General features: G+C 60.1%; 23 protein-coding genes. 14 read left to right on the top strand and 9 right to left on the bottom strand.

Features of this window, described 5'->3' with window-relative positions; all coding sequences use genetic code 11:
- Position 1: 1 nt before the first annotated feature.
- From tusC to AC1RAC_RS11040, 5 genes are all read left to right on the top strand, one after another.
- Positions 2 to 352 (top strand): sulfurtransferase complex subunit TusC, encoded by a 351-nt coding sequence (tusC, locus tag AC1RAC_RS11060; protein WP_054898292.1) that lies wholly within the window; start codon positions 2 to 4, stop codon positions 350 to 352.
- Positions 352 to 630: a sulfurtransferase complex subunit TusB gene (tusB, locus tag AC1RAC_RS11055; RefSeq protein WP_054898293.1), complete on the top strand. Its 279-nt coding sequence runs from the start codon at positions 352 to 354 to the stop codon at positions 628 to 630. Before tusC ends, tusB begins: the two co-directional genes overlap by 1 nt.
- Entirely contained in the window at positions 627 to 962 is a 336-nt protein-coding gene (locus AC1RAC_RS11050; protein ID WP_198861973.1) for a TusE/DsrC/DsvC family sulfur relay protein, read from the top strand. The genes tusB and AC1RAC_RS11050 overlap by 4 nt, the downstream gene beginning before the upstream one ends.
- On the top strand, positions 959 to 1,960 hold the full coding sequence (locus AC1RAC_RS11045; protein ID WP_492616575.1) for a glycosyl transferase family protein: 1,002 nt from the start codon (positions 959 to 961) through the stop codon (positions 1,958 to 1,960). Before AC1RAC_RS11050 ends, AC1RAC_RS11045 begins: the two co-directional genes overlap by 4 nt.
- An 88-nt stretch (positions 1,961 to 2,048) precedes the next feature.
- The gene (locus tag AC1RAC_RS11040) at positions 2,049 to 3,044 is read left to right on the top strand and encodes a glutathione S-transferase family protein (protein ID WP_492616574.1); all 996 of its coding nucleotides are present in this window, start codon (positions 2,049 to 2,051) and stop codon (positions 3,042 to 3,044) included.
- Positions 3,045 to 3,154: 110 nt separating this feature from the next.
- Here AC1RAC_RS11040 and cysG read toward each other — a convergent pair whose 3' ends face one another.
- The 6 genes from cysG to ftsK are packed head-to-tail and all read right to left on the bottom strand — an operon-like array spanning position 3,155 to position 10,656.
- Complete coding sequence (gene cysG / locus AC1RAC_RS11035; RefSeq protein ID WP_054898296.1) at positions 3,155 to 4,549, bottom strand: siroheme synthase CysG; 1,395 nt, start codon at positions 4,547 to 4,549, stop codon at positions 3,155 to 3,157.
- Positions 4,550 to 5,830: a serine--tRNA ligase gene (serS, locus tag AC1RAC_RS11030; protein ID WP_032896683.1), complete on the bottom strand. Its 1,281-nt coding sequence runs from the start codon at positions 5,828 to 5,830 to the stop codon at positions 4,550 to 4,552.
- Between the two features lie 15 nt (positions 5,831 to 5,845).
- Positions 5,846 to 6,220, bottom strand: coding sequence for a fluoride efflux transporter CrcB (gene crcB, locus AC1RAC_RS11025; protein WP_054898297.1), 375 nt, complete (start codon positions 6,218 to 6,220; stop codon positions 5,846 to 5,848).
- Positions 6,217 to 7,542: a replication-associated recombination protein A gene (locus AC1RAC_RS11020; protein WP_034127878.1), complete on the bottom strand. Its 1,326-nt coding sequence runs from the start codon at positions 7,540 to 7,542 to the stop codon at positions 6,217 to 6,219. Before AC1RAC_RS11020 ends, crcB begins: the two co-directional genes overlap by 4 nt.
- Before the next feature lie 27 nt (positions 7,543 to 7,569).
- Positions 7,570 to 8,193 carry an outer membrane lipoprotein periplasmic chaperone LolA gene (gene lolA, locus AC1RAC_RS11015; RefSeq protein WP_003174700.1) on the bottom strand — a complete coding sequence of 208 codons (624 nt, stop codon included), beginning with the start codon at positions 8,191 to 8,193 and terminating at the stop codon, positions 7,570 to 7,572.
- 54 nt (positions 8,194 to 8,247) lie between these two features.
- Complete coding sequence (gene ftsK / locus AC1RAC_RS11010) at positions 8,248 to 10,656, bottom strand: DNA translocase FtsK (protein ID WP_032896677.1); 2,409 nt, start codon at positions 10,654 to 10,656, stop codon at positions 8,248 to 8,250.
- Positions 10,657 to 11,132: 476 nt separating this feature from the next.
- Between ftsK and aat the strand changes: the two genes are divergently transcribed.
- From aat to infA, 3 genes are all read left to right on the top strand, one after another.
- Entirely contained in the window at positions 11,133 to 11,813 is a 681-nt protein-coding gene (gene aat, locus AC1RAC_RS11005; RefSeq protein WP_054899047.1) for a leucyl/phenylalanyl-tRNA--protein transferase, read from the top strand.
- Positions 11,814 to 11,869: 56 nt separating this feature from the next.
- Positions 11,870 to 12,577 (top strand): arginyltransferase, encoded by a 708-nt coding sequence (locus AC1RAC_RS11000; RefSeq protein ID WP_003192088.1) that lies wholly within the window; start codon positions 11,870 to 11,872, stop codon positions 12,575 to 12,577.
- 100 nt (positions 12,578 to 12,677) lie between these two features.
- Positions 12,678 to 12,896, top strand: a complete 219-nt coding sequence (gene infA / locus AC1RAC_RS10995) for a translation initiation factor IF-1 (RefSeq protein WP_002553999.1) — start codon at positions 12,678 to 12,680, stop codon at positions 12,894 to 12,896.
- A 244-nt stretch (positions 12,897 to 13,140) separates the two neighbouring features.
- Here the strand turns inward: infA and clpA are convergent, their stop codons facing one another.
- Positions 13,141 to 15,411 carry an ATP-dependent Clp protease ATP-binding subunit ClpA gene (clpA, locus tag AC1RAC_RS10990; protein WP_492616573.1) on the bottom strand — a complete coding sequence of 757 codons (2,271 nt, stop codon included), beginning with the start codon at positions 15,409 to 15,411 and terminating at the stop codon, positions 13,141 to 13,143.
- Between the two features lie 29 nt (positions 15,412 to 15,440).
- The gene (gene clpS, locus AC1RAC_RS10985) at positions 15,441 to 15,809 is read right to left on the bottom strand and encodes an ATP-dependent Clp protease adapter ClpS (protein WP_005789091.1); all 369 of its coding nucleotides are present in this window, start codon (positions 15,807 to 15,809) and stop codon (positions 15,441 to 15,443) included.
- A gap of 225 nt (positions 15,810 to 16,034) precedes the next feature.
- Here clpS and cspD point away from each other — a divergent pair, with 225 nt between their 5' ends.
- The gene (cspD, locus tag AC1RAC_RS10980; RefSeq protein ID WP_054899045.1) at positions 16,035 to 16,319 is read left to right on the top strand and encodes a cold shock domain-containing protein CspD; all 285 of its coding nucleotides are present in this window, start codon (positions 16,035 to 16,037) and stop codon (positions 16,317 to 16,319) included.
- 63 nt (positions 16,320 to 16,382) lie between these two features.
- Here the strand turns inward: cspD and icd are convergent, their stop codons facing one another.
- Positions 16,383 to 17,639, bottom strand: coding sequence for an NADP-dependent isocitrate dehydrogenase (gene icd, locus AC1RAC_RS10975; RefSeq protein WP_005789095.1), 1,257 nt, complete (start codon positions 17,637 to 17,639; stop codon positions 16,383 to 16,385).
- 483 nt (positions 17,640 to 18,122) lie between these two features.
- Between icd and AC1RAC_RS10970 the strand changes: the two genes are divergently transcribed.
- The 5 genes from AC1RAC_RS10970 (at position 18,123) to purB (ending at position 24,299) form a co-directional block, all read left to right on the top strand.
- On the top strand, positions 18,123 to 20,348 hold the full coding sequence (locus tag AC1RAC_RS10970; protein ID WP_492616572.1) for an NADP-dependent isocitrate dehydrogenase: 2,226 nt from the start codon (positions 18,123 to 18,125) through the stop codon (positions 20,346 to 20,348).
- 204 nt (positions 20,349 to 20,552) lie between these two features.
- Entirely contained in the window at positions 20,553 to 20,999 is a 447-nt protein-coding gene (locus tag AC1RAC_RS10965) for an NUDIX hydrolase (protein ID WP_492616571.1), read from the top strand.
- 59 nt (positions 21,000 to 21,058) lie between these two features.
- The gene (mnmA, locus tag AC1RAC_RS10960; protein ID WP_054917266.1) at positions 21,059 to 22,183 is read left to right on the top strand and encodes a tRNA 2-thiouridine(34) synthase MnmA; all 1,125 of its coding nucleotides are present in this window, start codon (positions 21,059 to 21,061) and stop codon (positions 22,181 to 22,183) included.
- On the top strand, positions 22,180 to 22,803 hold the full coding sequence (hflD, locus tag AC1RAC_RS10955; RefSeq protein WP_003192101.1) for a high frequency lysogenization protein HflD: 624 nt from the start codon (positions 22,180 to 22,182) through the stop codon (positions 22,801 to 22,803). The genes mnmA and hflD overlap by 4 nt, the downstream gene beginning before the upstream one ends.
- Positions 22,804 to 22,928: 125 nt before the next feature.
- Positions 22,929 to 24,299 carry an adenylosuccinate lyase gene (purB, locus tag AC1RAC_RS10950; protein WP_014718906.1) on the top strand — a complete coding sequence of 457 codons (1,371 nt, stop codon included), beginning with the start codon at positions 22,929 to 22,931 and terminating at the stop codon, positions 24,297 to 24,299.
- The last annotated feature ends 68 nt before the right edge of the window (positions 24,300 to 24,367 follow it).

Here is a 24,367-nt window from a genome sequence, read left to right as displayed (position 1 = left end):
CATGCCCAGATCCTTGTTGGTGATCAGCCGCCAGGCCCCGTGGTCCGGGCCGAGTGCGCGGGAAGCACTGGATATCGTGCTGGCCGGTGGCGCGTTCGATCTGCCCATTGGCCTGTTGTTCCTGGATGACGGTGTGTTCCAACTGGCGCCGAACCAAGCGGCCAAGGCCGTGCAACAGAAAGACCTGAGTGCCAACCTGCAGGCCCTGGGCCTGTTCGGCATTGATGACGTGTTCGCGTGCAGCCATAGTCTTTCCGCACGCGGGTTGCCGCCACCCGCCAACGCACAGGTGCTCGACAGCCAAGCCATTTCCCAACTGATTGACCGTTACGACCAGGTGATTACCCTCTGATGTCGACTCTACATGTGGTGTCTCATTCCCCGTTTACCGACAGCCGCCTCGATAGCTGCCTGCGCATCTGTGGCGCCGAGGACGCAATCCTGCTGTGCGGCGACGGAGCCTACGGCCTGCACACGCCCGCCCTGCAAACCAAAGGCGTAAAGGTGTTTGTGCTGGCCGAAGACATGCAGGCGCGCAACCTGCCGCTGCCCGACTGGGCTGACAGCGTCGATTACCCAGGCTTCGTGCAACTGTCGATCGACTACGACAAGGTCAACACCTGGCTATGAACACCTTGACCGTCGGCGCACACGCTCTGGAACTGGATAAGGACGGCTATCTCGTCGACCTCAACGACTGGTCCGATGAAGTGGCGAATGCCCTGGCCGCTGCCGAAGCCTTGGAGCTGACCCCGGCACACTGGGAAATCCTCACCCTGCTGCGCCAGTTCTACACCGAGTTCCAGCTGTCCCCCGCCACGCGCCCGCTGATCAAGTACACCGCCTTGAAGCTGGGCCCGGAAAAGGGCAACAGCCTGCACCTCAACAAACTGTTCAACGGCACTCCCGCCAAACTCGCCGCCAAGCTGGCGGGCCTGCCCAGGCCGACGAATTGCTTATGACCGACTTTGCCCCCCTGACTCTCGTAACGCCCCAAGAGCATCCCTTTGCGCAGTTCGTGCGCATCCTCGGCAAAGGCAAGCGTGGCGCGCGCAACCTCACCCGCGAGGAAGCGCGGGAAGCCATGGGCATGCTGCTCGACGAAAAAGTCGAGGACACCCAGCTCGGCGCCTTCCTGATGCTGCTGCGCCACAAGGAAGAAAGCCCGGAAGAACTCGCCGGTTTCACCGAAGCCGTACGTGAGCGCCTGCACGCGCCAGCGCTGAACGTCGATATCGACTGGCCCACCTACGCCGGTAAAAAGCGCCACCTGCCGTGGTTCCTGCTGGCAGCCAAATGCCTGGCACAGAACGGCGTGCGCATCCTGATGCACGGCGGCGGCGCCCACACTGCGGGGCGCTTGTACACCGAGCAATTGCTGGACGGCTTGCAGATCCCGCTGTGCCGCGATTGGCAACAGGTCGAGAGCGCCTTTGCCCACGGCAACCTGGCATTTATCCCGTTGGGTGATTGGGCGCCACAGCTGCAACGCATGATCGATCTGCGCAACACCTTGGGCCTGCGTTCGCCTATCCATTCGCTGGCGCGCCTGCTCAACCCGCTGAATGCGCGCTGTGGCCTGCAAAGCATTTTCCACCCCGGTTACCAGAGCGTGCATCGTGATGCCAGTGGCTTGCTGGGTGACAACGTGATTGTGGTCAAGGGCGACGGCGGCGAGATCGAGATCAACCCCGACACCCTCAGTCACCTGTATGGCACCACCGACGGCCAGAGCTGGGACGAAGAGTGGCCCGCCCTTTCCGTCCAGCGCCACGTCAAGCCAGCAACGCTTGAGCCCGAGCACCTAAAAGCACTGTGGCGCGGCGACGTTGAGGACAGCTACCCGCAACTGGCGTTGATCGCCACCATGGCGTTGGCCCTGCGCGGCCTTGGTCACCCGCGGCAGCAGGCGTTCGAGTTGGCCCAGCAGTACTGGGACGCACGGGATAAATCGATTTAATCGATCATTCACGCCGGTTCTTTGCGCTTTTAGTTCGAACTCATCCCTTTAGACTGGGCTCCAACGCTTATCAGCCAAGGAGCCAGTCATGGGTTTATTGATCGAAGGACAGTGGAAAGACCAGTGGTACGAAAGTAGCGCCGATGGCGCTTTCCAACGGGAACAGGCACAACGCCGCAACTGGGTGACCGCCGATGGCGGGCCAGGCCCGAGTGGTGAAGGCGGCTTCAAGGCCGAGGCCGGTCGCTATCACCTCTATGTATCCCTCGCCTGCCCGTGGGCGCACCGCACCTTGATCCTGCGCAAGCTCAAGGGCCTGGAAAGCCTGATCGACGTCTCGGTGGTCAGTTGGCTGATGCTGGAAAACGGCTGGACCTTCGACAAGGCCCATGGCTCCAGCGGCGACAAACTGGACGGTTTCAACTTCATGCACCAACGCTACACCGCCGATACCGCCGACTATACCGGGCGCGTGACCGTGCCGGTGCTGTGGGACAAAAAGCTCAAGCGCATCGTCAGCAATGAATCGGCGGAGATCATCCGCATGTTCAACAGTGCGTTCAATGCGCTGACCGGCAATACCCTGGATTTCTACCCCCAAGCCCTGCATTCGACCATCGACAGCCTCAACGAACGCGTCTACCCCGCCGTGAACAACGGCGTGTACCGCGCAGGTTTCGCCACCTCACAACAAGCGTATGAAAGTGCGTTTGATGATGTGTTTGCCGAGCTGGATCATTTGGAACAGCACCTGGGCAGCCATCGCTATCTGGCCGGCGAGTACCTGACCGAAGCCGATGTGCGGCTGTTCACTACGCTGATTCGTTTTGATGCGGTGTACTACAGCCACTTCAAATGCAACCTGCGGCGAATTGCCGACTATGCAAATTTGTCGAACTGGCTGCGGGAGATGTATCAGTGGCCAGGCGTGGCCGAGACGGTGGATTTCGAGCATATCAAGGGGCATTACTATGCCAGCCATCGCACGATCAACCCGACGGGGATTGTGCCGAAGGGGCCGTTGCAGGGGTTTGACAGCAGCCATGATCGGGCGCGGTTGCCGGGTAAAGGTGTCTTTGGCTGATAACTCCTGTGGCGAGGGAGCTTGCTCCCGCTGGGCTGCGTAGCGGCCCCAAAATTATGGGAGCGCTTCGCACTCCAACGGGAGCAAGCTCCCTCGCCACAAGAGCCGGTTCAGACTTGGGATTGAGCGCCCTCGAACCACTTGAGCTTCTCACGCAGTACCACCACCTCACCCACGATCACCAATGTCGGCGCATGCACTTCATGCTCCGCCACCATGCGCGGCAGGTCGGCCAGGGTGCCGGTGAACACGCGCTGGTTGGACGTGGTGCCCTGCTGGATCAGCGCCGCTGGAGTGTCCGACGCGCGTCCGTGCTTGATCAACTGCTCGCAAATGATCGGCAAGCCAATCAAGCCCATGTAGAACACCAGCGTCTGTGAGGGGCCGACCAGGTCTTGCCAAGGCAAGTCCGAGGTACCGTTCTTCAAGTGCCCGGTAATAAAACGTACAGATTGGGCATAGTCGCGATGAGTCAGCGGAATCCCGGCATAGGCCGCGCAACCACTGGCTGCCGTAATACCCGGCACCACCTGGAACGGAATGCCGTGGGCCGCCAACTCTTCGATCTCTTCGCCACCACGACCAAAGATGAACGGGTCCCCCCCCTTGAGGCGCAGCACGCGCTTGCCTTGCTTGGCCAGGTCTACCAGTTGCTGGTTGATCTGGTCCTGGGGCACCGCGTGATCGGCGCGACGCTTGCCGACGTACACGCGCTCGGCATCACGACGGCACAGTTCCAAAATCGCCGGCGCAACCAAACGGTCGTACAGCACCACGTCGGCTTGCTGCATCAGGCGCAATGCGCGGAAGGTCAGCAAATCCGGGTCGCCTGGGCCCGCACCCACCAGGTACACCTCACCGGGCGCGTAAGGCGGCGCGCCATTGACCTTTTCGATCAACAGGCGCTCGGCCTCCTCGCCCTGCCCGGCCAACTGGCGGTCGGCAATCGGGCCCTGGAACACTTCTTCCCAGAACGCCCGGCGTTGCTGCACATCCGGGTACAAACCTTTGACCTGAGCCCGAAAACGCGCGGCCAGCCCAGCCAATTGACCGTAGGTCGAGGGAATCCAGGTTTCCAGCTTGGCGCGGATCAGCCGTGCCAGTACCGGCGCATCACCGCCGCTGGAGACGGCAATCACCAAGGGTGAACGGTCGACAATCGCCGGGAAGATCACGCTGCACAACGCTGGCGCGTCCACCACATTGACCGGCACGCAGCGACGCTTGGCATCACTGGATACTTGCGCATTCAGTGGCTCATCGTCGGTGGCCGCGATAATCAGGGTGCAACCGTCCAGGTCGGCCTCCTGATAACCGCGCAACATCAGTTCCCCGCCACTGCCCAGCACCAGCTCACGCAGCTGGCTTTCGATCTGGGGAGCAACCACCCGCAACACCGCGCCGGCGTCGGCCAGCAGCCGGGATTTGCGCAAGGCAATCTCCCCACCACCGACGACCAACACACGGCTGCCGCGCAGGTTATGAAACAGCGGCAGAAATTCCATTTAGCGGATGACCTCAACGCCCGCCATGTAAGGCTTGAGCACCTCAGGTACACGGATCGAACCGTCCGCCTGCTGGTAGTTTTCCAGCACGGCCACCAGGGTACGGCCTACGGCCAGGCCCGAACCGTTGAGGGTGTGCACCAGCTCCGGCTTGCCGGTTTCCGGGTTGCGGAAACGCGCCTGCATGCGACGGGCCTGGAAGTCACCGCAGTTGGAGCACGACGAAATCTCGCGGTATTTGTCCTGGCTCGGCACCCACACTTCCAGGTCGTAGGTTTTCACGGCGCTGAAGCCCATGTCGCCCGTGCACAGGGCCAGTACGCGGTAAGGCAGCTCCAGCAACTGCAGCACACGCTCGGCGTTGGCAGTCAGGCCTTCCAGGGCTTCCATGGAGGTCGACGGCTCTACTACCTGGACCATTTCAACCTTGTCGAACTGATGCTGGCGGATCATGCCACGGGTGTCGCGACCCGACGCGCCGGCTTCGCTACGGAAGCACGGGCTGTGAGCAACCAGCTTCAACGGCAGTTGCTTGGCGTCGAGGATTTCGCCGGCGACGATATTGGTCAGCGACACTTCGGCGGTCGGGATCAGGTACAGGTCGGCTTCGCCGTCGCGGCTGATCTTGAACAGGTCTTCTTCGAATTTCGGCAGTTGGCTGGTGCCCATCAACGCCGGCGCCTGAACCAGGTACGGGGTGTAGGCCTCTTCATAACCGTGTTCGCCGGTGTGCAGGTTGATCATGAACTGCGCCAGTGCACGGTGCATGCGCGCAATCGGGCCGCGCAGCAAGGCAAAGCGTGCGCCGGACATTTTTGCCGCGGTTTCAAAATCCAGGCCACCGGTCAATTCGCCCAGGGCGACGTGGTCCTTGATCTCGAAATCGAAGGCTTTCGGCGTGCCCCAGCGGCGCACTTCGACGTTGCCGTCTTCATCTTCGCCGACCGGCACAGATTCGTGGGGCAGGTTCGGAATGCCCAGCAGGATCGAATCCAATTGGGTCTGAATGCCTTCCAGCTCGATTTTGCCATCGGACAGCTCAGTGCCCATGCGCTCGACATCCGCCATCAACGGCGCGATGTCTTCACCGCGCTGCTTGGCCTGGCCGATGGACTTGGAGCGCGCATTACGTTCAGCCTGCAGTGCTTCGGTGCGGGTCTGGACGGTCTTGCGCTGTTCTTCCAGCGCTTCGATGCGCGCAACATCCAAGGCAAAGCCACGGGATGCCAGGCGGTCCGCTACGTCCTGAAGGTTGCTACGTAACAGTTTGGAATCGAGCATGTCGGTCTCTCGTTATCAAAGTTTGGTCAAGGACAGGCCAGCCCAGGTGGCGAGCAGCCCGCCGAATACGCTGATGGCCGCATAGCCAATCGCCAGCGGCACTTGCCCGCTTTCCAGCAGGCGCACGGTATCCAGTGAAAAGGATGAAAAAGTCGTCAGGCCGCCAAGAAAGCCAACCATCAGGCCGGCACGTACCTCGACAGGCACTTCCGGGCGTAACAAAAACAGGCCGTATAACACGCCGATCAACAGGCAGCCCACGATATTAACGGCGAGCGTCGCCGTATAGAAGTGTTTCGGCCAATTGGCGTTGATCCAATTGCCGGTGGCGAAGCGCAGCAGTGTACCGGCGATACCTCCCGCCGAGACGGCGATCACCAAAGGAATCATGTTTTTCTCCGCTGCCTGGGGCTCAGACGGTCGAGGGTGGCCAGGTGGTTGAGCTTCTCACCGATCTTCAGCTCCAGGCCACGGGGCACTGGCTGGTAGAACGGCTGCGGCTCCAGCTCATCGGGGAAGTAGTCTTCGCCGGCCGCGTAGGCGTCCGGCTCATCGTGGGCATAACGGTATTCGTCGCCATACCCCAGCTGCTTCATCAGCTTGGTCGGCGCGTTGCGCAGGTGCAGCGGCACTTCGAGGGAACCATGCTCGGCGGCCGCACGCAGGGCCGACTTGAAGCCCATGTACACCGCGTTGCTTTTGGGCGCGCAGGCCAGGTAAGTGATGGCCTGGGCGACCGCCAACTCGCCTTCCGGACTGCCGAGGCGCTCCTGCACCTCCCAGGCGGCCAGGCACAGGCTCAGGGCGCGCGGGTCGGCATTGCCGATGTCTTCGCTGGCCATGCGCACCACACGACGCGCCAGGTACAGCGGGTCGCAACCGCCATCGATCATGCGCGCAAACCAATACAGCGCGCCATCAGGGTTGGAACCGCGTACGGATTTGTGCAGCGCGGAAATCTGGTCGTAGAAGGCTTCGCCGCCCTTGTCGAAACGCCGGCGTGTGTCACCGAGCAAGCTTTGCAACAGGTCGACGCCAATCTCGCCGCCGTCTTCGGCCAGGTCGGAAGCATTCTCCAGCAAGTTGAGAAAGCGGCGCCCGTCGCCATCGGCGGCGGTCAGCAAAATCTTGAAACCTTCATCGCTGAGGCTCAGCTGGCGCTTGCCCAGCCCCTTGTCTTCGCTCAAGGCTCGGTGCAGCAGCTTTCGCATCGCCGCTTCATCCAGGCTCTTGAGCACATAGACCCGCGCCCGTGACAACAAGGCGTTGTTCAATTCAAAGGAAGGGTTTTCGGTGGTGGCGCCGATAAAGATCAGCGTACCGTCCTCGACATAAGGCAGGAACGCATCCTGCTGCGACTTGTTGAAGCGATGCACTTCGTCGACGAACAGGATAGTGCGTTTACCGTATTGCCCGGCCTGCTGCTTGGCGACTTCCACCGCCTGGCGGATCTCCTTGACCCCGGCGAGCACCGCCGAGACCGTTTCAAAGTGCGCATCCGAGACCTTCGCCAGCAACCGCGCCAGGGTGGTCTTGCCCACGCCCGGCGGCCCCCAGAAAATCATCGAATGCAGCGCACCCTGCTCCAGGGCTTCGCGCAAGGGCTTGCCCCGAGCGAGCAGGTGTTCCTGACCGACGTACTCATCCAGGTTGGTCGAACGCAAGCGCGCGGCCAACGGCTGGGCAATCGGGTCACTTCGAAACAGATCCATGGGCAGCGTTTGAAACCTCTGGGCAGTTTATTCCTGGATCACGTCGGCACCCTTGGGGATGTCGAACTTGAACTTGGACGCGGGCACCGGCTGGTTGGCCTTGACCCCGGAGAACAGGATATCGGTGCGCTGGCCGACGCTGTCGACCAGGCGCATGTTGTTGATCACGCCGTTGCCGAACGACAGGGACAGCGTGTCAAACAACGTGTCCTTGGATTTTGGCTTGAGGGTGAACTCGATGACGTTGCTGGTCTGCTTGGAGGTGATGTCGAAGCTGTCGTTGATTTTCGACACATCACCCGACAGCAGCAGTGCCGGGGTCTGGTTCAGGCGCGGATCGAGCTTCTTGATGGTCGCCTGTTCCAGGTCCGGGTCCCACAGCGTGACTTTCTGGCCGTCGGAAACAATGGTCTGCTCCGCCTTGCCTTCGGTATGCCAATAGAACAGCCCTGGGCGCTGCACGGCCATTTCACCGGCGGTTTCCTGCAACTGGGTGCCGCCGGCATCCAGGGTCAGCTGGGAGAAGCGCGCGGTGAGGGTCTGGGATTTGTCCAACAGGTTCTTCAGGCTGGCGACGGAAGCCGGGTCAGCGTGAGCTGAAACAGCGGTCAGGGCCAAGGCTGGCAACAACAGCATGCGGATAAAGCGCATGGGAGTCCTCATTGAGTAGTCAGGGCACGCCGCGTGTTGCCACGCGGCGCGGAATCAGTCGCGCATCTGCCCGGGGGCGATGACTTCACGCGAGCCATTGGTGTTCATTGCGGTCACGACGCCGGCCATTTCCATGGCTTCGATCATGCGGGCGGCGCGGTTGTAGCCGATTTTAAGCTTGCGCTGCACCGCCGAAATCGAGGCACGGCGGCTTTCCAGTACGAAGGCCACGGCTTCGTCATACAAAGCGTCGGTCTCGGCATCGTCATCACCGCCACCGCCGCCATTTTCAAAGCCGCTGCCGGCTTCTTCGACGCCGTTGAGGATGTCGTCGTTGTACTCGGGCGCGCCGCGCAGTTTCCAGGCTTCGACCACACGGTGGACTTCGTCATCGGAAACAAAGGCGCCGTGAACGCGAATCGGCAGGCTGGTGCCCGGCGGCATGTAGAGCATGTCACCGTGGCCCAGCAGTTGCTCGGCGCCACCCTGGTCAATGATGGTGCGCGAGTCGATCTTGCTGGAGACCTGGAACGCCATGCGGGTCGGAATGTTGGCCTTGATCAGGCCGGTGATCACGTCCACCGACGGCCGCTGTGTCGCGAGGATCAAGTGGATACCCGCCGCCCGTGCCTTCTGGGCGATACGGGCGATCAGCTCTTCAACCTTCTTGCCGACGATCATCATCATGTCGGCAAATTCATCGACCACCACCACGATGGTCGGCAGCTTGGTCAGCAGTGGTGCTTCATCGTGAATGCTTTCGCGCTTGTACAGCGGGTCGGTCAGCGGTGTGCCGGCGTCCTGGGCTTCCTTGACCTTGGCATTGAAGCCCGACAGGTTACGCACGCCCATCTTCGCCATGAGCTTGTAGCGGCGCTCCATCTCGGCAACGCTCCAGCGCAGGGCGTTGGCGGCGTCCTTCATGTCGGTGACCACCGGGCACAGCAGGTGCGGGATGCCTTCGTAGATCGACAGTTCCAGCATCTTCGGGTCGATCATGATCAGCTTGGCGTCATCCGGCCCGGACTTGAACAGGATCGACAGGATCATGGCGTTCACACCCACCGACTTACCGGAACCAGTGGTACCGGCTACCAGCAAGTGCGGCATTTTCGCCAGGTCGGTAATCACCGGCTTGCCGCCGATGTCATGGCCGAGCGCCAGGGTGACCGGCGATTTGAAGTTGTCGTATTCCGGCGTCGACAGCACTTCGGAGAAGCGCACGATCTGGCGGTCTTCGTTGGGAATCTCGATACCCACGGTGGTCTTGCCCGGGATCACTTCCACCACGCGCACGCTGGTCACGGCCAGGGAACGTGCCAAGTCTTTGGCCAGGTTGGAAATGCGGCTGACTTTTACCCCGGCGGCCGGTTGGATTTCGTAACGGGTGATCACCGGGCCCGGATGGATCGAGTCCACCGACACTTCGACGCCGAATTCCTTGAGCTTGATTTCCAGCAGGTGGCCGACGGCCGCCAGGGATTCGGGGGAATAGTTGAGTTGTTTCTTTTCGGCCGGGTCCAGAATCGAGATCGGCGGCAAGGTGCCTTCGACGGCGCTGTCGATGAACAGCGGTGCCTGCTTCTCTTTTTGCACGCGATGGCTGGGCTCCGGCGCCTTGGGCGGTGCCGGGGCGATCACGGGCGGCACCTGCTTTTCACGGTCCGACATGTGCTTGCTCAGGGCCTGCTCGCGCTCGATCAAGCGCTCCTTGACCTTGGCTTGCTCGCGCCGATCCGGCGTGCTTGGGGCCACCACCTCGTTGACACGGGTGTCCACCTCACGCAGCTGCGCCACCATTTGCTTGCGCTCGACACGGGCGGCCCACCAGCGGTTGGCGGCGCCCTGGAACAATTCGAACAGGTCGAGGGTGATCTTGCCGGTCACATCCATCACCTTGAACCATGACAGGTCGGTGAATACCGTGAGGCCGAACAGGAACAGCGCGATGAACATCAGGGTGCTGCCCTGGATATTCAGGGTCCTGCGCGCCAGGTCGCCAAGGCTTTCACCCAGGGCCCCGCCCGCGCCCGCCGGCAGACCGGTCGGGGCATGGAAGTGGATATGCGCCAGCGCAGCGCCCGACAGCACCAGGAACACCAGGCCGATCAGGCGCCAGGAGAACAGCCAGCCGCTCCACTGCCACGGCTCGTGACGCTGGCGGAAGATCTGCCAGGTCTTGATCGCCAGCAACAGCGGGAAAATGTAGGCAAAGTAACCCAGGATCATGAAGAGGATATCGGCGCTGTAGGAACCTACAGGGCCGCCGAAATTCTGCACGTCATCGATCTTGCTGTTATGGCTCCAGCCCGGATCGTCCTTGCCATAGGTCAGCAAGGCCATCATCAGGAACAGGCACAGCGCACCGATGGCAATCAGTGCGCCTTCCTTGAGTCGGTAATGCAGGTGCTGGCGCCAGGCCGGTACGACTGCTGCTTTAGGTGCTGCGGCGGATTTCTTCAAAACGGGTCTATTCCTGCGCCTTTAGCGCGTCCATCTGTTGAATGACTACACACGACTGCTCTATCCGGAGCAGTTGAAAAATGAACGAATGTTGCTGAATCTACTTTTAACACCCGGTGACGGATAGGTGAAATGGCGATAACGCCACAATGGCCGCATTGTACGGGTTTGCGTGCGCGATGCCACACACTTGCCCTTCACCTGACTGCACGGACAATTTGAGCATGCATTGCCTTTGCTGACAAAGGCTTATGAGCTGTATTTAGCAATCCAGGCAAGCTTGGCAAATGGCCGGCATGCGCCAGACCCGATTACGACCACACCCTGTGTACAGAGTTGCAGAAACACCCGTTCATGCTAATCCTCGTCAATCGCCTATTCGGGCTGGCCCCATGGCGCAGGGTCGTCAATAATCAACGCTTGCGGTGCAGGTGCATGACCTGCCACTCCCCTCCCCTTCCCTAAGCCTGGATGCCATGCTGACCTGGTTACAACGCGACACCCTGACGTTCCCTCCCTTGGCCAAGGCCATGCGCGAACCCAACGGCCTGCTCGCCGCCGGTGGCGACCTGTCGGCCGAACGACTGATCCAGGCCTACCGCCATGGCTGCTTCCCCTGGTTCTCCGAAGGCCAGCCTATCCTCTGGTGGTCGCCAGACCCGCGTACGGTGATTTTCCCCGACGAGCTGCATGTTTCCCGCAGCCTGGGCAAATTATTGCGCCAGCAGCGCTATACCGTGACCTTCGACCAGGATTTCGCCGCCGTCATCCATGCCTGCGCCGCGCCCCGTGCCTACGCCGATGGCACCTGGATCACCGAAGGTATCCAGAAGGCTTATCTGGAGCTGCACCAACGCGGCTATGCGCATTCCGTCGAGGTCTGGGACCAGGGCGAACTGGTAGGTGGCCTTTATGGCCTGGCGATGGGCCAGTTGTTTTTTGGCGAGTCCATGTTCAGCCGCGCCGACAACGCCTCCAAATTCGGCTTCGCCACGTTGACCCGGCAACTGCAAGCCTGGGGATTTGTGCTGATCGATTGCCAGATGCCCAACGATCACCTGCACAGCCTGGGCGCCCGCGGCATACCCCGCAGCGTCTTCGCTGACTTCCTGCATAAACATCTGGACCAACCCAACGCTGGGCCGTGGGTTTCCTAGGCGACTTTCGCGCACGTGGCTTACACTTATTTCAAAGCTTATCCCGAGGGTTGATCATGACCGAGCTGGCGCGCTTGAAGTTCTATGCCACTCAAGCCCACTCATGCAGCTATCTGCCCGACGAGCAGGCCACCACGCTGTTCCTCGATCCCAGCCAGCCCATGGACGTGCATGTGTATGCCGACCTGTCCGAGATGGGCTTCCGGCGCAGCGGCGATCACCTGTATCGCCCCCATTGCCAGAACTGCAACGCGTGCGTGCCTGCGCGTATCCCGGTTGCGCAGTTTTCGCCCGACCGTAATCAGAAACGCATTCTCAAGCGCAACGCTGACCTGACAGTACACGCCACCAAACCCCAATACAGCGAAGAATATTTCGATCTCTACCAACGCTATATCGAGCAGCGTCATGCCGACGGCGATATGTATCCGCCCAGCCGCGACCAGTTTTCCACATTCCTGGTGCGTGACTTGCCTTTTTCGCGCTTCTACGAGTTCCGCCTCGACGGCCGCCTGCTGGCCGTAGCGGTGACCGACCTACTGCCCAACGGCCTCTCAGCGGTGTACACCTTCTATGAACCGACCGAAGAACGCCGCAGCCTCGGGCGCTTCGCCATCCTCTGGCAAATAGGCGAAGCGCTGCGCCTGGAGCTGGAAGCGGTGTACCTCGGATACTGGATCAAGAACTGCAAAAAGATGAACTACAAGACCCAATATAGGCCCATTGAGCTGCTGATTAATCAAAGATGGGTCACGCTTAACTAGAACCCCTTGGCTTGAACACCCTTTTTCGGGCACAATGCACGCCGCTTTTGCCTGGCGCAGTTGCACCGGGCCATTCACTGGATACCGAGGGCTTTACTGCATGTCGAAAGAAGACAGCTTCGAAATGGAAGGCACTGTCGTCGACACCCTGCCCAACACCATGTTTCGTGTGGAGTTGGAAAATGGGCACGTCGTAACCGCGCATATCTCCGGCAAGATGCGCAAGAACTACATTCGTATTCTTACCGGTGACAAAGTGCGCGTCGAGCTGACGCCCTATGACTTGAGCAAAGGGCGCATCACTTACCGCGCTCGCTAAGCAAGTCAATACAAAACGCCCGGTTATGCCGGGCGTTTTTGTGTGCGCAGGATTTAACAGTCGCCACTTGACCCTGTGGGAGCTGGCTTGCCTGCGATAGCGGTGGGCCAGTTAACGATGTGCGACTGAAGGACCGTCATCGCAGGCAAGCCAGCTCCCACAGTTGACCGTCATTGTCTCGTAATCGTATTTCAGGCAGCAAAAAGGCGCCTTTCGGCGCCTTTTGCAATGTTGCAGCTAACGATCAGGCCATTTCAGCCGTGGTCTCGAACTCGAAGGTCAGCTCGCCGTCCTTCAGGTCGATGTGTACCACCCCACCATGGTCGGAGAGTTCGCCGAACAGGATCTCTTCGGCCAATGGCCGCTTGATCTTGTCCTGGATCAGACGCGCCATTGGGCGTGCGCCCATTGCCGCATCGTAGCCGCCCTCTGCGATCCAACTGCGGGCCGCTTCCGTCACATCCAGCTGCACGCGCTTGTCTTCCAACTGCGCTTGAAGCTCGGTGAGGAACTTGTCCACCACGCTTTTGATGACCTCATGGCTGAGGCGACCAAACTGGATAATGGTGTCCAGGCGGTTGCGGAACTCCGGCGTGAAGCTCTTCTTGATCACTTCCATGGCATCGGAGGAGTGATCCTGATGCGTAAAGCCGATCGAAGCCCGCGCCGCGGTTTCGGCACCAGCGTTGGTGGTCATGATCACGATCACGTTGCGGAAGTCCGCCTTGCGCCCGTTGTTATCGGTCAGGGTCCCGTGGTCCATGACCTGCAATAGCAGGTTGAAGACTTCCTGGTGAGCCTTTTCGATTTCATCGAGCAGCAATACGCAATGTGGCTGCTTGGTGATCGCCTCGGTCAACAGGCCGCCCTGGTCGAAGCCGACATAGCCCGGAGGCGCACCGATCAAGCGCGACACAGTGTGGCGCTCCATGTACTCGGACATGTCGAAACGGACCAGTTCGATGCCCATGGCCTTGGCCAGCTGGCGAGCCGCCTCGGTCTTGCCGACGCCGGTCGGGCCTGCGAACAGGAACGAACCGACTGGCTTGTCCGGCGACTTGAGGCCAGCACGCGACAACTTGATCGCCGTGGACAGCGAGTCGATGGCCGCATCCTGGCCAAACACAGTGAGCTTGAGGTCGCGCTCCAGGTTACGCAGCAACTCCTTGTCGGAGCTGGTGACGTGTTTTGGCGGAATCCGCGCGATCTTGGCCACGATGTCCTCGACTTGAGGCACGTCGATGCGCTTCACGCGCTTCTCGACCGGCTGCAGGCGCTGGTAGGCACCCGCTTCGTCGATCACATCGATTGCCTTGTCAGGCATATGCCGGTCATTGATGTAGCGCGACGCCAGCTCAGCCGCCGCACGCAAGGCCTCATCGGTGTATTCGATGCCATGGTGCGCTTCAAAACGCCCCTTGAGCCCGCGCAGGATACCGATGGTGTCTTCAACCGACGGCTCGGACACGTCGACTTTCTGGAAGCGACGCGCCAGGGCACGGTCTTTTTCGAAGATGCCGCGGAATTCCTGGAACGTGGTCGAACCAATACAACGGATATCACCCGAGGACAGCAGTGGCTTGAGCAGGTTGGAAGCGTCCATCACCCCACCGGAAGCTGCACCGGCGCCAATGATGGTATGGATCTCGTCGATGAACAGGATGGCCTGCGGACGCTTTTTCAACTCACCGAGCAACGCCTTGAAGCGTTTCTCGAAATCGCCACGGTACTTGGTCCCGGCGAGCAACGCGCCCAGGTCAAGGGAATAGACGACACTGCTGGCCAGCAGGTCTGGCACCTGGTTGTCGACAATGCGCTTGGCCAGGCCTTCGGCAATCGCGGTCTTACCCACGCCCGCCTCGCCCACCAGCAACGGGTTGTTCTTGCGACGACGCGCAAGGATCTGCGCTACACGCTCAACCTCATGCTCACGCCCCACCAGCGGATCGATCCGCCCCTGGCGCGCCATTTCATTGAGGTTGCTGGCATAGGCATCCAGCGGATTGCTTGAAGAAGAAGACTCACCGCCCTCCTCGTCCTGCATATCCTGCTCACCCTCGGAATGATCGCCGTGCCCAGGCACTTTAGAGATACCGTGGGCGATGTAATTGACTACATCAATACGGGCAACGCTCTGCTGCTTGAGCAGGAACACGGCCTGGCTTTCCTGTTCGCTGAAAATTGCCACAAGCACATTCGCGCCCGTGACTTCACGCTTACCTGAGCTCTGTACGTGGAACACAGCACGCTGCAATACCCGCTGGAACCCCAGGGTTGGCTGGGTTTCGCGGTCCTCGTCATGCACGGGGATCAGTGGCGTGGTGGAGTCGATAAACTCCTGCAGGTCATGCTTGAGCTTGTCGAGGTTGGCGCCGCACGCACGTAGAACGGTGGCGGCAGCTTCGTTATCCAAAAGTGCCAGCAGCAGGTGTTCGACGGTCATGAATTCATGACGCTTCGAACGAGCCTCCTTGAAGGCAAGATTGAGGGTGACTTCGAGCTCGCGGTTTAACATAGCTTCACCTCATACCCAAGTGGTCGGCGTTAACCGTCCTTCTCGATTTCACAGAGTAGCGGATGCTGGCTTTCCCTGGCGTACTGGTTGACCTGCATGGCCTTTGTCTCGGCGATGTCGCGGGTAAACACTCCACATACTGCCCGTCCTTCTGTGTGAACGGCCAGCATTACCTTGGTCGCCAACTCGCGGTTCAGGTTAAAAAACACCTCGAGCACTTCGACGACGAAATCCATCGGTGTGTAGTCATCATTGAACAAAACCACCTTGTACATCGGCGGCGCCTGTAAAGCAGGCTTGGCCTCCTGAACAGCAATGCCTGCAGAACCGTCGTCGTCATGTTCCTGATCCGGGCGATCCTGATTGAATGTTAGTCGAATCTGGCTGTTTGCATGCATGGGAAAGAAAGGTTCGTCAGTGGTTCAATTACAGTGGTGGGGGCGACCTGTCAGAATTTCAACTCTGACTCTTGGGTCACCTTGACTATCGGCGAAACGGTGTTACAACAAATAGAGCCCACAGTGGGTAAAAAAGGTCCGCGCAGTCAACCTTATTTATTCGGGTTAGGACGGATAGACGGGATGATACTCCAGTGATGGAGTCTGGTGCAGAGGGATAAGGGAATGGCTAGTGGTAAGGTCAAGTGGTTCAACAATGCCAAGGGTTACGGCTTCATTAATGAAGACGGCAAGCAAGAAGACCTTTTTGCGCATTTCTCAGCGATCCAGGCGGATGGGTACAAAACGCTGAAGGCGGGTCAACCGGTATCCTTTGACATTACCCAGGGCCCAAAGGGCTTGCATGCGGTGAATATCAAAGGCATCACCACCACGCCTGCTGTAGAAAACGGCGCGGCGCACGGTCACAAATCAAGACAAGAAAAGCAAGCAGGCCTGACCAGCTTCTGAACAAAGCACTGAAAGCAAACCGGCCGCCCCGAATCATCAGGGCGGCCGGTTTTGTCTACCTGTTTACATATGCTTGATCAACGCGTCACCAAAGCCCGACGACGACACCAACGTAGCGCCATCCATCAGACGCTCGAAGTCATAGGTCACAGTCTTGGCCGAAATCGCGCCATTGGTGCCCTTGATGATCAGATCCGCTGCCTCGACCCAACCCATATGCCGCAGCATCATTTCTGCCGACAGGATCAATGAACCAGGGTTGACCTGATCCTTGCCCGCATATTTAGGCGCAGTGCCGTGGGTGGCTTCAAACATTGCCACGGTGTCCGACAGGTTGGCTCCCGGCGCAATACCAATACCGCCCACTTCCGCCGCCAGGGCGTCGGACAGGTAATCGCCATTGAGATTGAGGGTCGCGATCACGTCATATTCGGCCGGGCGCAGCAGGATCTGCTGGAGCATGGCGTCGGCAATAGCATCTTTGACCACTACATTCTTGCCGGTCTTGGGGTTCTTGAACTGCATCCACGGCCCGCCATCGAGCAAGGTCGCACCGAACTCTTCAGCCGCCACCTCATAGGCCCACTCCTTGAAGGCACCCTCGGTGAACTTCATGATGTTGCCTTTGTGCACGATGGTCAGCGAGTCGCGGTCGTTATCTACCACATACTGCAAGGCCTTGCGCGCCAGGCGCTTGGTACCCTCTTTGGAGACCGGCTTGACGCCAATCCCGCAATCCTGGTCGAAACGGATCTTGGTAACGCCCATTTCTTCCTTGAGGAACTTGATCACCTTGATCGCTTCCGGCGAACCGGCCTTCCACTCGATGCCCGCGTAAATATCCTCGGAGTTCTCACGGAAGATGGTCATGTCCACGTCGCCTGGCTTTTTCACCGGGCTGGGCACGCCTTCGAACCAGCGCACCGGGCGCAGGCACACATACAGGTCGAGCTGCTGGCGCAGCGCCACGTTCAGCGAACGGATACCGCCACCGACCGGCGTTGTCAGCGGGCCCTTGATGGACACCACGTAATCCTTGACCGCATCCAGGGTTTCCTGGGGCAGCCAGGTGTCCTGGTCGTAGACTTGAGTGGCCTTTTCACCAGCGTACACCTCCATCCAGGAGATTTTGCGCTTGCCGCCGTAAGCCTTTTCAACAGCGGCATCGACCACCTTGATCATCACCGGGCTGATGTCGACGCCAATACCGTCTCCTTCGATGTAGGGGATGATCGGTTGGTCAGGAACATTGAGAGAATGGTCTGCATTGACGGTGATTTTGTCGCCGACTGCCGGAACCTGAATCTTCTTGTATCCCATGCTGAACTCCATCTATGGATTGAACATCTGGCTGCGTTCGAGCCTACTCCAGATAAATGGCGACTGAAACCTCACGCCATGCTCATTTGCATCGAAAACAGCACATTTGGTGGCCTACAAGCCTGAAAGCAAAGGGAAAAGCGCCAATCTTGAGCACATCTCACCACCCCACGCACCTGCGACCTTTAGACCAATGGACGAGCCCCCTTTTGTATGAAGGCTCAGCGTAAGCATAGCGACCTATGTATAATGCCGCCGCTGACCAAAGAGTCACGACGGCGGACCGCTCTAGAACGTAGCCTTTCGCCAGAAAGCCGGACTATTACCATAGCCCACCCGCTTGACGCTCGACTGATGCAAACCAACATCACCGCGAAGAAACTTCGACATTTCGCTCATGGATGACTTTGAACGAACGCGCTCTACCCGGCGCATCTCGAGTTTCTGCGCACGCTTTCAGCAAAGAAGAGAGTTAATCCGAATATGCCCACCCGCTCGAAGATCATCTACACCTTCACCGACGAAGCCCCAGCCCTCGCCACCTATTCACTGCTGCCTATCGTAGAGGCCTTCACCGCTTCCGCTGATATTGCCGTGGAAACCCGCGACATTTCCCTCGCCGGGCGCATCCTCGCAAGCTTCCCCGAGCAACTGGGCACCAAGGCCATCCCGGACCACCTCGCCGAACTGGGCGACCTGGCCGTTACGCCTGAAGCCAACATCATCAAGCTTCCCAACATCAGCGCCTCGACCCCGCAGCTGCAAGCCGCGATCAAGGAACTGCAGGCCCAGGGCTACGCCCTGCCGGACTACCCGGAAACCGTAACCACCGACGCGGAAAAAGAAACCCGTGCACGTTACGACAAGGTCAAGGGCAGCGCCGTGAACCCGGTACTGCGCGAAGGCAACTCCGACCGTCGCGCACCGCTGTCGGTCAAGAACTACGCACGCAAGCACCCGCACAAGATGGGCGCCTGGGCTGCAGACTCCAAGTCGCACATTGCCCACATGAACAACGGCGACTTCTACGGCAGCGAAAAAGCCGTACAAATCGAAGCCGCCGACGCTGTCAAAATTGCGCTGGTTGCCCAGGACGGCACCACCACCGTCCTGAAAGAAAAGACCAGTGTCCAGGCCGGCGAGATCATCGACACCGCCGTACTGAGCAAGAAAGCTCTGCGCAGCTTCATCGCCGCTGAAATCGAAGACGCCAAGAAGCAAGGCGTGCTGCTGTCGGTTCACCTCAAAGCCACCATGATGAAGGTCTCCGACCCGATCATGTTCGGCCAGATCGTTGCCGAGTTCTATAAAGATGCACTGGCCAAGCACGCGACCGTACTTGAGCAGATCGGCTTCAACCTGAACAACGGCATCGGCGACCTGTACGCCCGCATCAAAGCGCTGCCGGCCGATCAGCAAGCGCAGATCGAAGCGGACATCCAGGCGGTCTACGCCGCTCGCCCTGCCCTGGCGATGGTCAACTCCGACAAAGGCATCACCAACCTGCACGTGCCGAGCGACGTGATCGTCGACGCCTCGATGCCGGCCATGATCCGTGACTCCGGCAAAATGTGGGGCACCGACGGCCAGTTGCACGACACCAAGGCCGTGATCCCGGATCGCTGCTACGCCACCATCTACCAGGCGGTCATCGAAGACTGCAAGGCCAATGGCGCCTTCGACCCGACCACCATGGGCAGCGTGCCAAACGTTGGCCTGATGGCCAAGAAAGCCGAAGAGTACGGCTCCCACGACAAGACCTTCCAGATCAAGGCTGACGGCGTGGTTCGCGTCACCGACAGCCAGGGCAACCTGCTGATGGAACAGAAAGTCGAAGCCGGCGACATCTTCCGCATGTGCCAGACCAAAGACGCGCCGATCCAGGACTGGGTCAAGCTCGCGGTCAACCGCGCCCGCGCCAGCAACACCCCGGCCATTTTCTGGCTGGACCCAAAGCGCGCCCACGATGGCGTCGTGGTCGAGAAAGTTCAGGCATACCTGAAAGACCACAACACCGAAGGCCTGGACATCCGCATCATGGCCCCGGTCGATGCGATGAAGTTCACCCTGGAGCGCACCCGCAAGGGCCTGGACACCATCTCGGTGACCGGCAACGTACTGCGCGACTACCTGACCGACCTGTTCCCGATCATGGAGCTGGGCACCAGCGCCAAGATGCTGTCGATCGTGCCGCTGATGAATGGCGGTGGCCTGTTCGAAACCGGTGCCGGCGGTTCGGCTCCCAAGCACGTGCAGCAACTGCTGGAAGAAAACTTCCTGCGCTGGGATTCCCTGGGCGAGTTCCTGGCCCTGGCCGCGTCCCTTGAACATCTGGGCGTGACCTACAACAACCCGAAAGCCCTGGTGCTGTCCAAGACCCTGGACCAGGCTACCGGCCAGTTCCTGGACAACAACAAGTCGCCATCGCGCAAAGTCGGCAACATCGACAACCGCGGCAGCCACTTCTACCTGGCGCTGTACTGGGCCCAGGCCCTGGCTGCCCAGACCGAAGACGCTGCACTGCAAGCGCAGTTCGGCGAACTGGCCAAAACCCTGGCCGAGAACGAAGCAACCATCGTTGCCGAACTCAGCGCCGTACAGGGCAAGCCAGTGGACATCGGCGGCTACTACGCGCCGAACCCAGAACTGACCAGCAAAGCCATGCGCCCAAGCAACACCCTCAATGCGGCAATTGCCAAGTTGAAGTAAGGTTGTAAGGATGCGAAGAAGCCCCGGCCCAGTGCCGGGGTTTCTGCTTGTAGGGACTTCATTGAAGAAACCCAATCCAATGTGGGAGCTGGCTTGCCTGCGATTGCAGTCTGTCAGTTCATACAGGCGCAGCTGACCCACCGCCATCGCAGGCAAGCCAGCTACCACATTGAGCATGCCACCTTCCAGATACCGAGGTTCGCAATGACCTGGCTCCCCCACATCACCGTCGCTACCATCGTTGAAGACAACGGCCGTTTCCTGATGGTCGAAGAGCTCAAGGGTGGCCGCGCCGTGCTCAATCAGCCGGCAGGCCACCTCGACCCGGATGAAACCCTTACCGAAGCCGCCGTGCGTGAAACCCTGGAAGAAACCGGCTGGAACGTGGAAGCCACCGGCATCGTCGGCATCTACCTGTATACCGCACCGAGCAATGGCGTGACCTACCAGCGGGTCTGCTTTATCGCCAAGGCAGTGAAACACCACCCGGACTATCAACTCGACGAAGGCATCCTGCGCGCCCGCTGGCTGACCCGTGGCGAGCTGATGGCCGTGCGCGACGACTGGCGCAGCGAGCTGATTATCCGTTGCATCGATGATTATCTGGCCGGCCAACGCCACAGTCTCGAGTTGATCCGCCCTTCTCTTTAGCCTTGCGGGCCCAGGCCTGCTAGAATCGCGTCCTTTTTCAAGACACCCGTTGAAATCCTATGCGTGATCCAGCCCCTTCTGACACACAAAAGAAGCGCGTCATCGTCGGCATGTCCGGCGGCGTGGACTCTTCCGTTTCCGCCGTTCTGCTCATGGAGCAGGGCTATGAGGTGGAAGGCCTGTTCATGAAGAACTGGGAAGAAGACGATGGAACCGAATACTGCACCGCCATGGACGACCTCGCGGACGCCCAGGCCGTGTGCGACAAGATCGGCATCAAGCTGCACACCGCCAACTTCGCCGCCGAGTACTGGGACAACGTGTTCGAGCACTTCCTGGCCGAATACAAGGCCGGCCGCACGCCGAACCCGGACATCCTGTGTAACCGCGAAATCAAGTTCAAGGCCTTCCTCGACTACGCCATGATGCTCGGCGCCGACCTGATAGCTACCGGCCACTACGTGCGCCGTCGCGATATCGATGGCCGCACCGAATTGCTCAAGGGTCTGGACCCGAACAAGGACCAGAGCTACTTCCTGCACGCCGTGGGCGGTGAACAGATCGCCAAGACTCTGTTCCCGGTCGGCGAGCTGGAAAAACCCGAAGTGCGCAAGATTGCCGAGAAGCACGGCCTGGCCACCGCCAAGAAGAAAGACTCCACCGGTATCTGCTTTATCGGCGAGCGACGCTTCAGCGATTTCCTCAAGCAATACCTGCCGGCGCAACCGGGCGAGATCAAGACCACCGAGGGTGAAGTGATCGGCCGCCACCACGGCCTGATGTACCACACCATCGGCCAGCGCCAGGGCCTGGGCATCGGCGGCTTGAAAGACGCAGGTGTTGAGCCGTGGTACGTGCTGGTCAAAGACTTGGAAAACAACGTGCTGGTGGTCGGCCAGGGCAACGAGCACCCGCTGCTGTTCTCCGGCGCCCTGCTCGCTTCCGAGATTTATTGGGTCAACCCTATCGACCTGAGCACCCCGCGCCGCCTGACCGCCAAAGTGCGTTATCGCCAGAGCGACCAGCCCTGCACCCTGGAAAAGACCGCCACCGGCTACCGTGCCACCTTCGATGACCCGCAACGCGCGGTCACCCCTGGCCAGTCCGTGGTGTTCTATGACGGCGAGATCTGCCTGGGCGGCGGCGTGATTGAAGTCGCGCAAGCCTGGAGCAACCCGGCATGAGCCCGACCCAGGAGCAGTTGACAGCCCTTGGCGGTGTCTTTCTCGCTGCGGTACTGGTGGACAAGATCGCCAAGACCGGCCAGGTCACTGAAGCCGGCCTGACCTGCATGCTCGGCAGCCTGCTGATCCGCGACCCCAAGGACACCCTTGAGGTTTACGGCGGCGACGACCTGGCCCTGCGTGAAGGCTATCGCGCCCTGATCGGCGCCCTGGAGCGCGACCCCAGTACTTTGCAGCGCGAGCCGCTACGTTATGCCCTGTCGATGCTCGGCCTTGAGCGCCAGTTGGCCAAGCGCGACGACCTGCTGGACACCATCGGCAAGCGCCTGCCGCAGATCCAGTCCCAGGTAGAACACTTCGGCCCGGCCCACGAAAACGTGATCGCCGCCTGTGGTGCGCTGTACCAGGACACCTTGAGCACCCTGCGCCAGCGCATCCAGGTGCATGGCGACATGCGTAACCTGCAGCAACCCAACAACGCGTCGAAAATCCGCGCCCTGCTCCTGGCCGGTATTCGTTCGGCACGCTTGTGGCGCCAACTGGGCGGTCATCGCTGGCAGTTGGTGATCAGCCGACGCAAATTGCTCAAAGAGCTTTACCCGTTGATGCGCAACGAATAAGTCGCACCAGCAGGCTGTTTTCAAGCCATTACGCGTAATACGCCGGTCAGTTGGCGACGGACCGGCGGATTTTTTCATGTATGATACGCGCCCCATTTCGTTGCCCGACTGTCCGAGAACACCCCATGCAGCTCTCTTCGCTCACTGCGGTTTCCCCTGTTGACGGCCGCTACGCCGGCAAAACCCAGGCCCTGCGCCCTATTTTCAGCGAGTACGGCCTGATCCGTGCCCGTGTCCTGGTTGAAGTGCGCTGGCTCCAGCGCCTGGCCGCTCACCCCGCCATCAGCGAAGTGCCGGCGTTTTCCGCCGAGGCCAACGCTGTATTGAACACCCTGGCGGAAAACTTCTCCCTGGAGCACGCCGAGCGTGTGAAAGAGATCGAGCGCACCACCAACCACGACGTCAAAGCCATCGAATACCTGCTCAAAGAGCAAGCGGCCCAACTGCCGGAACTGGCCCAGGTCAGCGAGTTCATCCACTTTGCCTGCACCAGCGAGGACATCAACAACCTGTCCCACGCCTTGATGCTGCGCGAAGGCCGTGATGACGTGATGCTGCCGCTGATGCGCCAGACCGCCGAAGCCATCCGCGAGCTGGCGATCCGTTTCGCCGCCGTGCCGATGCTGTCGCGCACCCACGGCCAACCGGCCTCGCCGACCACCCTGGGCAAAGAACTGGCCAACGTGGTGTACCGCCTGGAGCGTCAGATCGCCCAAGTCGCCGCCGTGCCATTGCTGGGCAAGATCAACGGCGCCGTAGGCAACTACAACGCCCACCTGTCGGCCTACCCTGAGATCGACTGGGAAGCCAACGCCCGCGCCTTCATCGAAGACGAATTGGGCCTGGGCTTCAACCCCTACACCACGCAGATCGAACCCCACGACTACATCGCCGAGCTGTTCGACGCGATTGCACGCTTCAACACCATCTTGATCGATTTCGATCGCGATATCTGGGGCTACATCTCCCTGGGCTACTTCAAGCAGCGCACCATTGCAGGCGAAATCGGTTCGTCGACCATGCCGCACAAGGTCAACCCGATCGACTTCGAAAACTCCGAAGGCAACCTGGGTATCGCCAACGCCCTGTTCCAGCACCTGGCCAGCAAGTTGCCGATCTCCCGCTGGCAGCGCGACCTGACCGACTCCACCGTACTGCGCAACCTCGGTGTCGGATTTGCCCACAGCGTGATCGCGTACGAAGCCAGCCTCAAAGGCATCAGCAAGCTGGAGCTCAACGAGCAGAAAATTGCCGCTGACCTGGACGCGTGCTGGGAAGTATTGGCCGAGCCGATCCAGACCGTAATGCGCCGCTACAACATCGAAAACCCCTACGAGAAGCTGAAAGAATTGACGCGCGGCAAGGGCATCAGCCCCGAAGCGCTGCAAACTTTCATCGACGGCCTGGACATGCCAGCCGCAGCCAAGGCCGAGCTGAAACTGCTCACCCCGGCCAACTACATCGGCAACGCTGTAGAACAAGCCAAGCGCATCTGATCCAAGCAAGCTCCTTTGAGACGCCCGGCCGCGCCGGGCGTTTTTATTCCTGTCTTAAAAGTGCTTTT

This window comes from Pseudomonas sp. GW823-FHT02F05 (genome assembly GCF_058797315.1).
This window is presented reverse-complemented; position numbering and strand designations above follow the sequence as displayed.

Bases quoted from the DNA above. Each gene is read 5' to 3' on its own strand.
- tusC (WP_054898292.1), top strand. From the start codon at position 2: ATGCCCAGATCCTTGTTGGTGATCAGCCGCCAGGCCCCGTGGTCCGGG.
- tusB (WP_054898293.1), top strand. From the start codon at position 352: ATGTCGACTCTACATGTGGTGTCTCATTCCCCGTTTACCGACAGCCGC.
- AC1RAC_RS11050 (WP_198861973.1), top strand. From the start codon at position 627: ATGAACACCTTGACCGTCGGCGCACACGCTCTGGAACTGGATAAGGAC.
- AC1RAC_RS11045 (WP_492616575.1), top strand. From the start codon at position 959: ATGACCGACTTTGCCCCCCTGACTCTCGTAACGCCCCAAGAGCATCCC.
- AC1RAC_RS11040 (WP_492616574.1), top strand. From the start codon at position 2,049: ATGGGTTTATTGATCGAAGGACAGTGGAAAGACCAGTGGTACGAAAGT.
- cysG (WP_054898296.1), bottom strand. From the start codon at position 4,549: ATGGAATTTCTGCCGCTGTTTCATAACCTGCGCGGCAGCCGTGTGTTG.
- serS (WP_032896683.1), bottom strand. From the start codon at position 5,830: ATGCTCGATTCCAAACTGTTACGTAGCAACCTTCAGGACGTAGCGGAC.
- crcB (WP_054898297.1), bottom strand. From the start codon at position 6,220: ATGATTCCTTTGGTGATCGCCGTCTCGGCGGGAGGTATCGCCGGTACA.
- AC1RAC_RS11020 (WP_034127878.1), bottom strand. From the start codon at position 7,542: ATGGATCTGTTTCGAAGTGACCCGATTGCCCAGCCGTTGGCCGCGCGC.
- lolA (WP_003174700.1), bottom strand. From the start codon at position 8,193: ATGCGCTTTATCCGCATGCTGTTGTTGCCAGCCTTGGCCCTGACCGCT.
- aat (WP_054899047.1), top strand. From the start codon at position 11,133: ATGCTGACCTGGTTACAACGCGACACCCTGACGTTCCCTCCCTTGGCC.
- AC1RAC_RS11000 (WP_003192088.1), top strand. From the start codon at position 11,870: ATGACCGAGCTGGCGCGCTTGAAGTTCTATGCCACTCAAGCCCACTCA.
- infA (WP_002553999.1), top strand. From the start codon at position 12,678: ATGTCGAAAGAAGACAGCTTCGAAATGGAAGGCACTGTCGTCGACACC.
- clpA (WP_492616573.1), bottom strand. From the start codon at position 15,411: ATGTTAAACCGCGAGCTCGAAGTCACCCTCAATCTTGCCTTCAAGGAG.
- clpS (WP_005789091.1), bottom strand. From the start codon at position 15,809: ATGCATGCAAACAGCCAGATTCGACTAACATTCAATCAGGATCGCCCG.
- cspD (WP_054899045.1), top strand. From the start codon at position 16,035: ATGGCTAGTGGTAAGGTCAAGTGGTTCAACAATGCCAAGGGTTACGGC.
- icd (WP_005789095.1), bottom strand. From the start codon at position 17,639: ATGGGATACAAGAAGATTCAGGTTCCGGCAGTCGGCGACAAAATCACC.
- AC1RAC_RS10970 (WP_492616572.1), top strand. From the start codon at position 18,123: ATGCCCACCCGCTCGAAGATCATCTACACCTTCACCGACGAAGCCCCA.
- AC1RAC_RS10965 (WP_492616571.1), top strand. From the start codon at position 20,553: ATGACCTGGCTCCCCCACATCACCGTCGCTACCATCGTTGAAGACAAC.
- mnmA (WP_054917266.1), top strand. From the start codon at position 21,059: ATGCGTGATCCAGCCCCTTCTGACACACAAAAGAAGCGCGTCATCGTC.
- hflD (WP_003192101.1), top strand. From the start codon at position 22,180: ATGAGCCCGACCCAGGAGCAGTTGACAGCCCTTGGCGGTGTCTTTCTC.
- purB (WP_014718906.1), top strand. From the start codon at position 22,929: ATGCAGCTCTCTTCGCTCACTGCGGTTTCCCCTGTTGACGGCCGCTAC.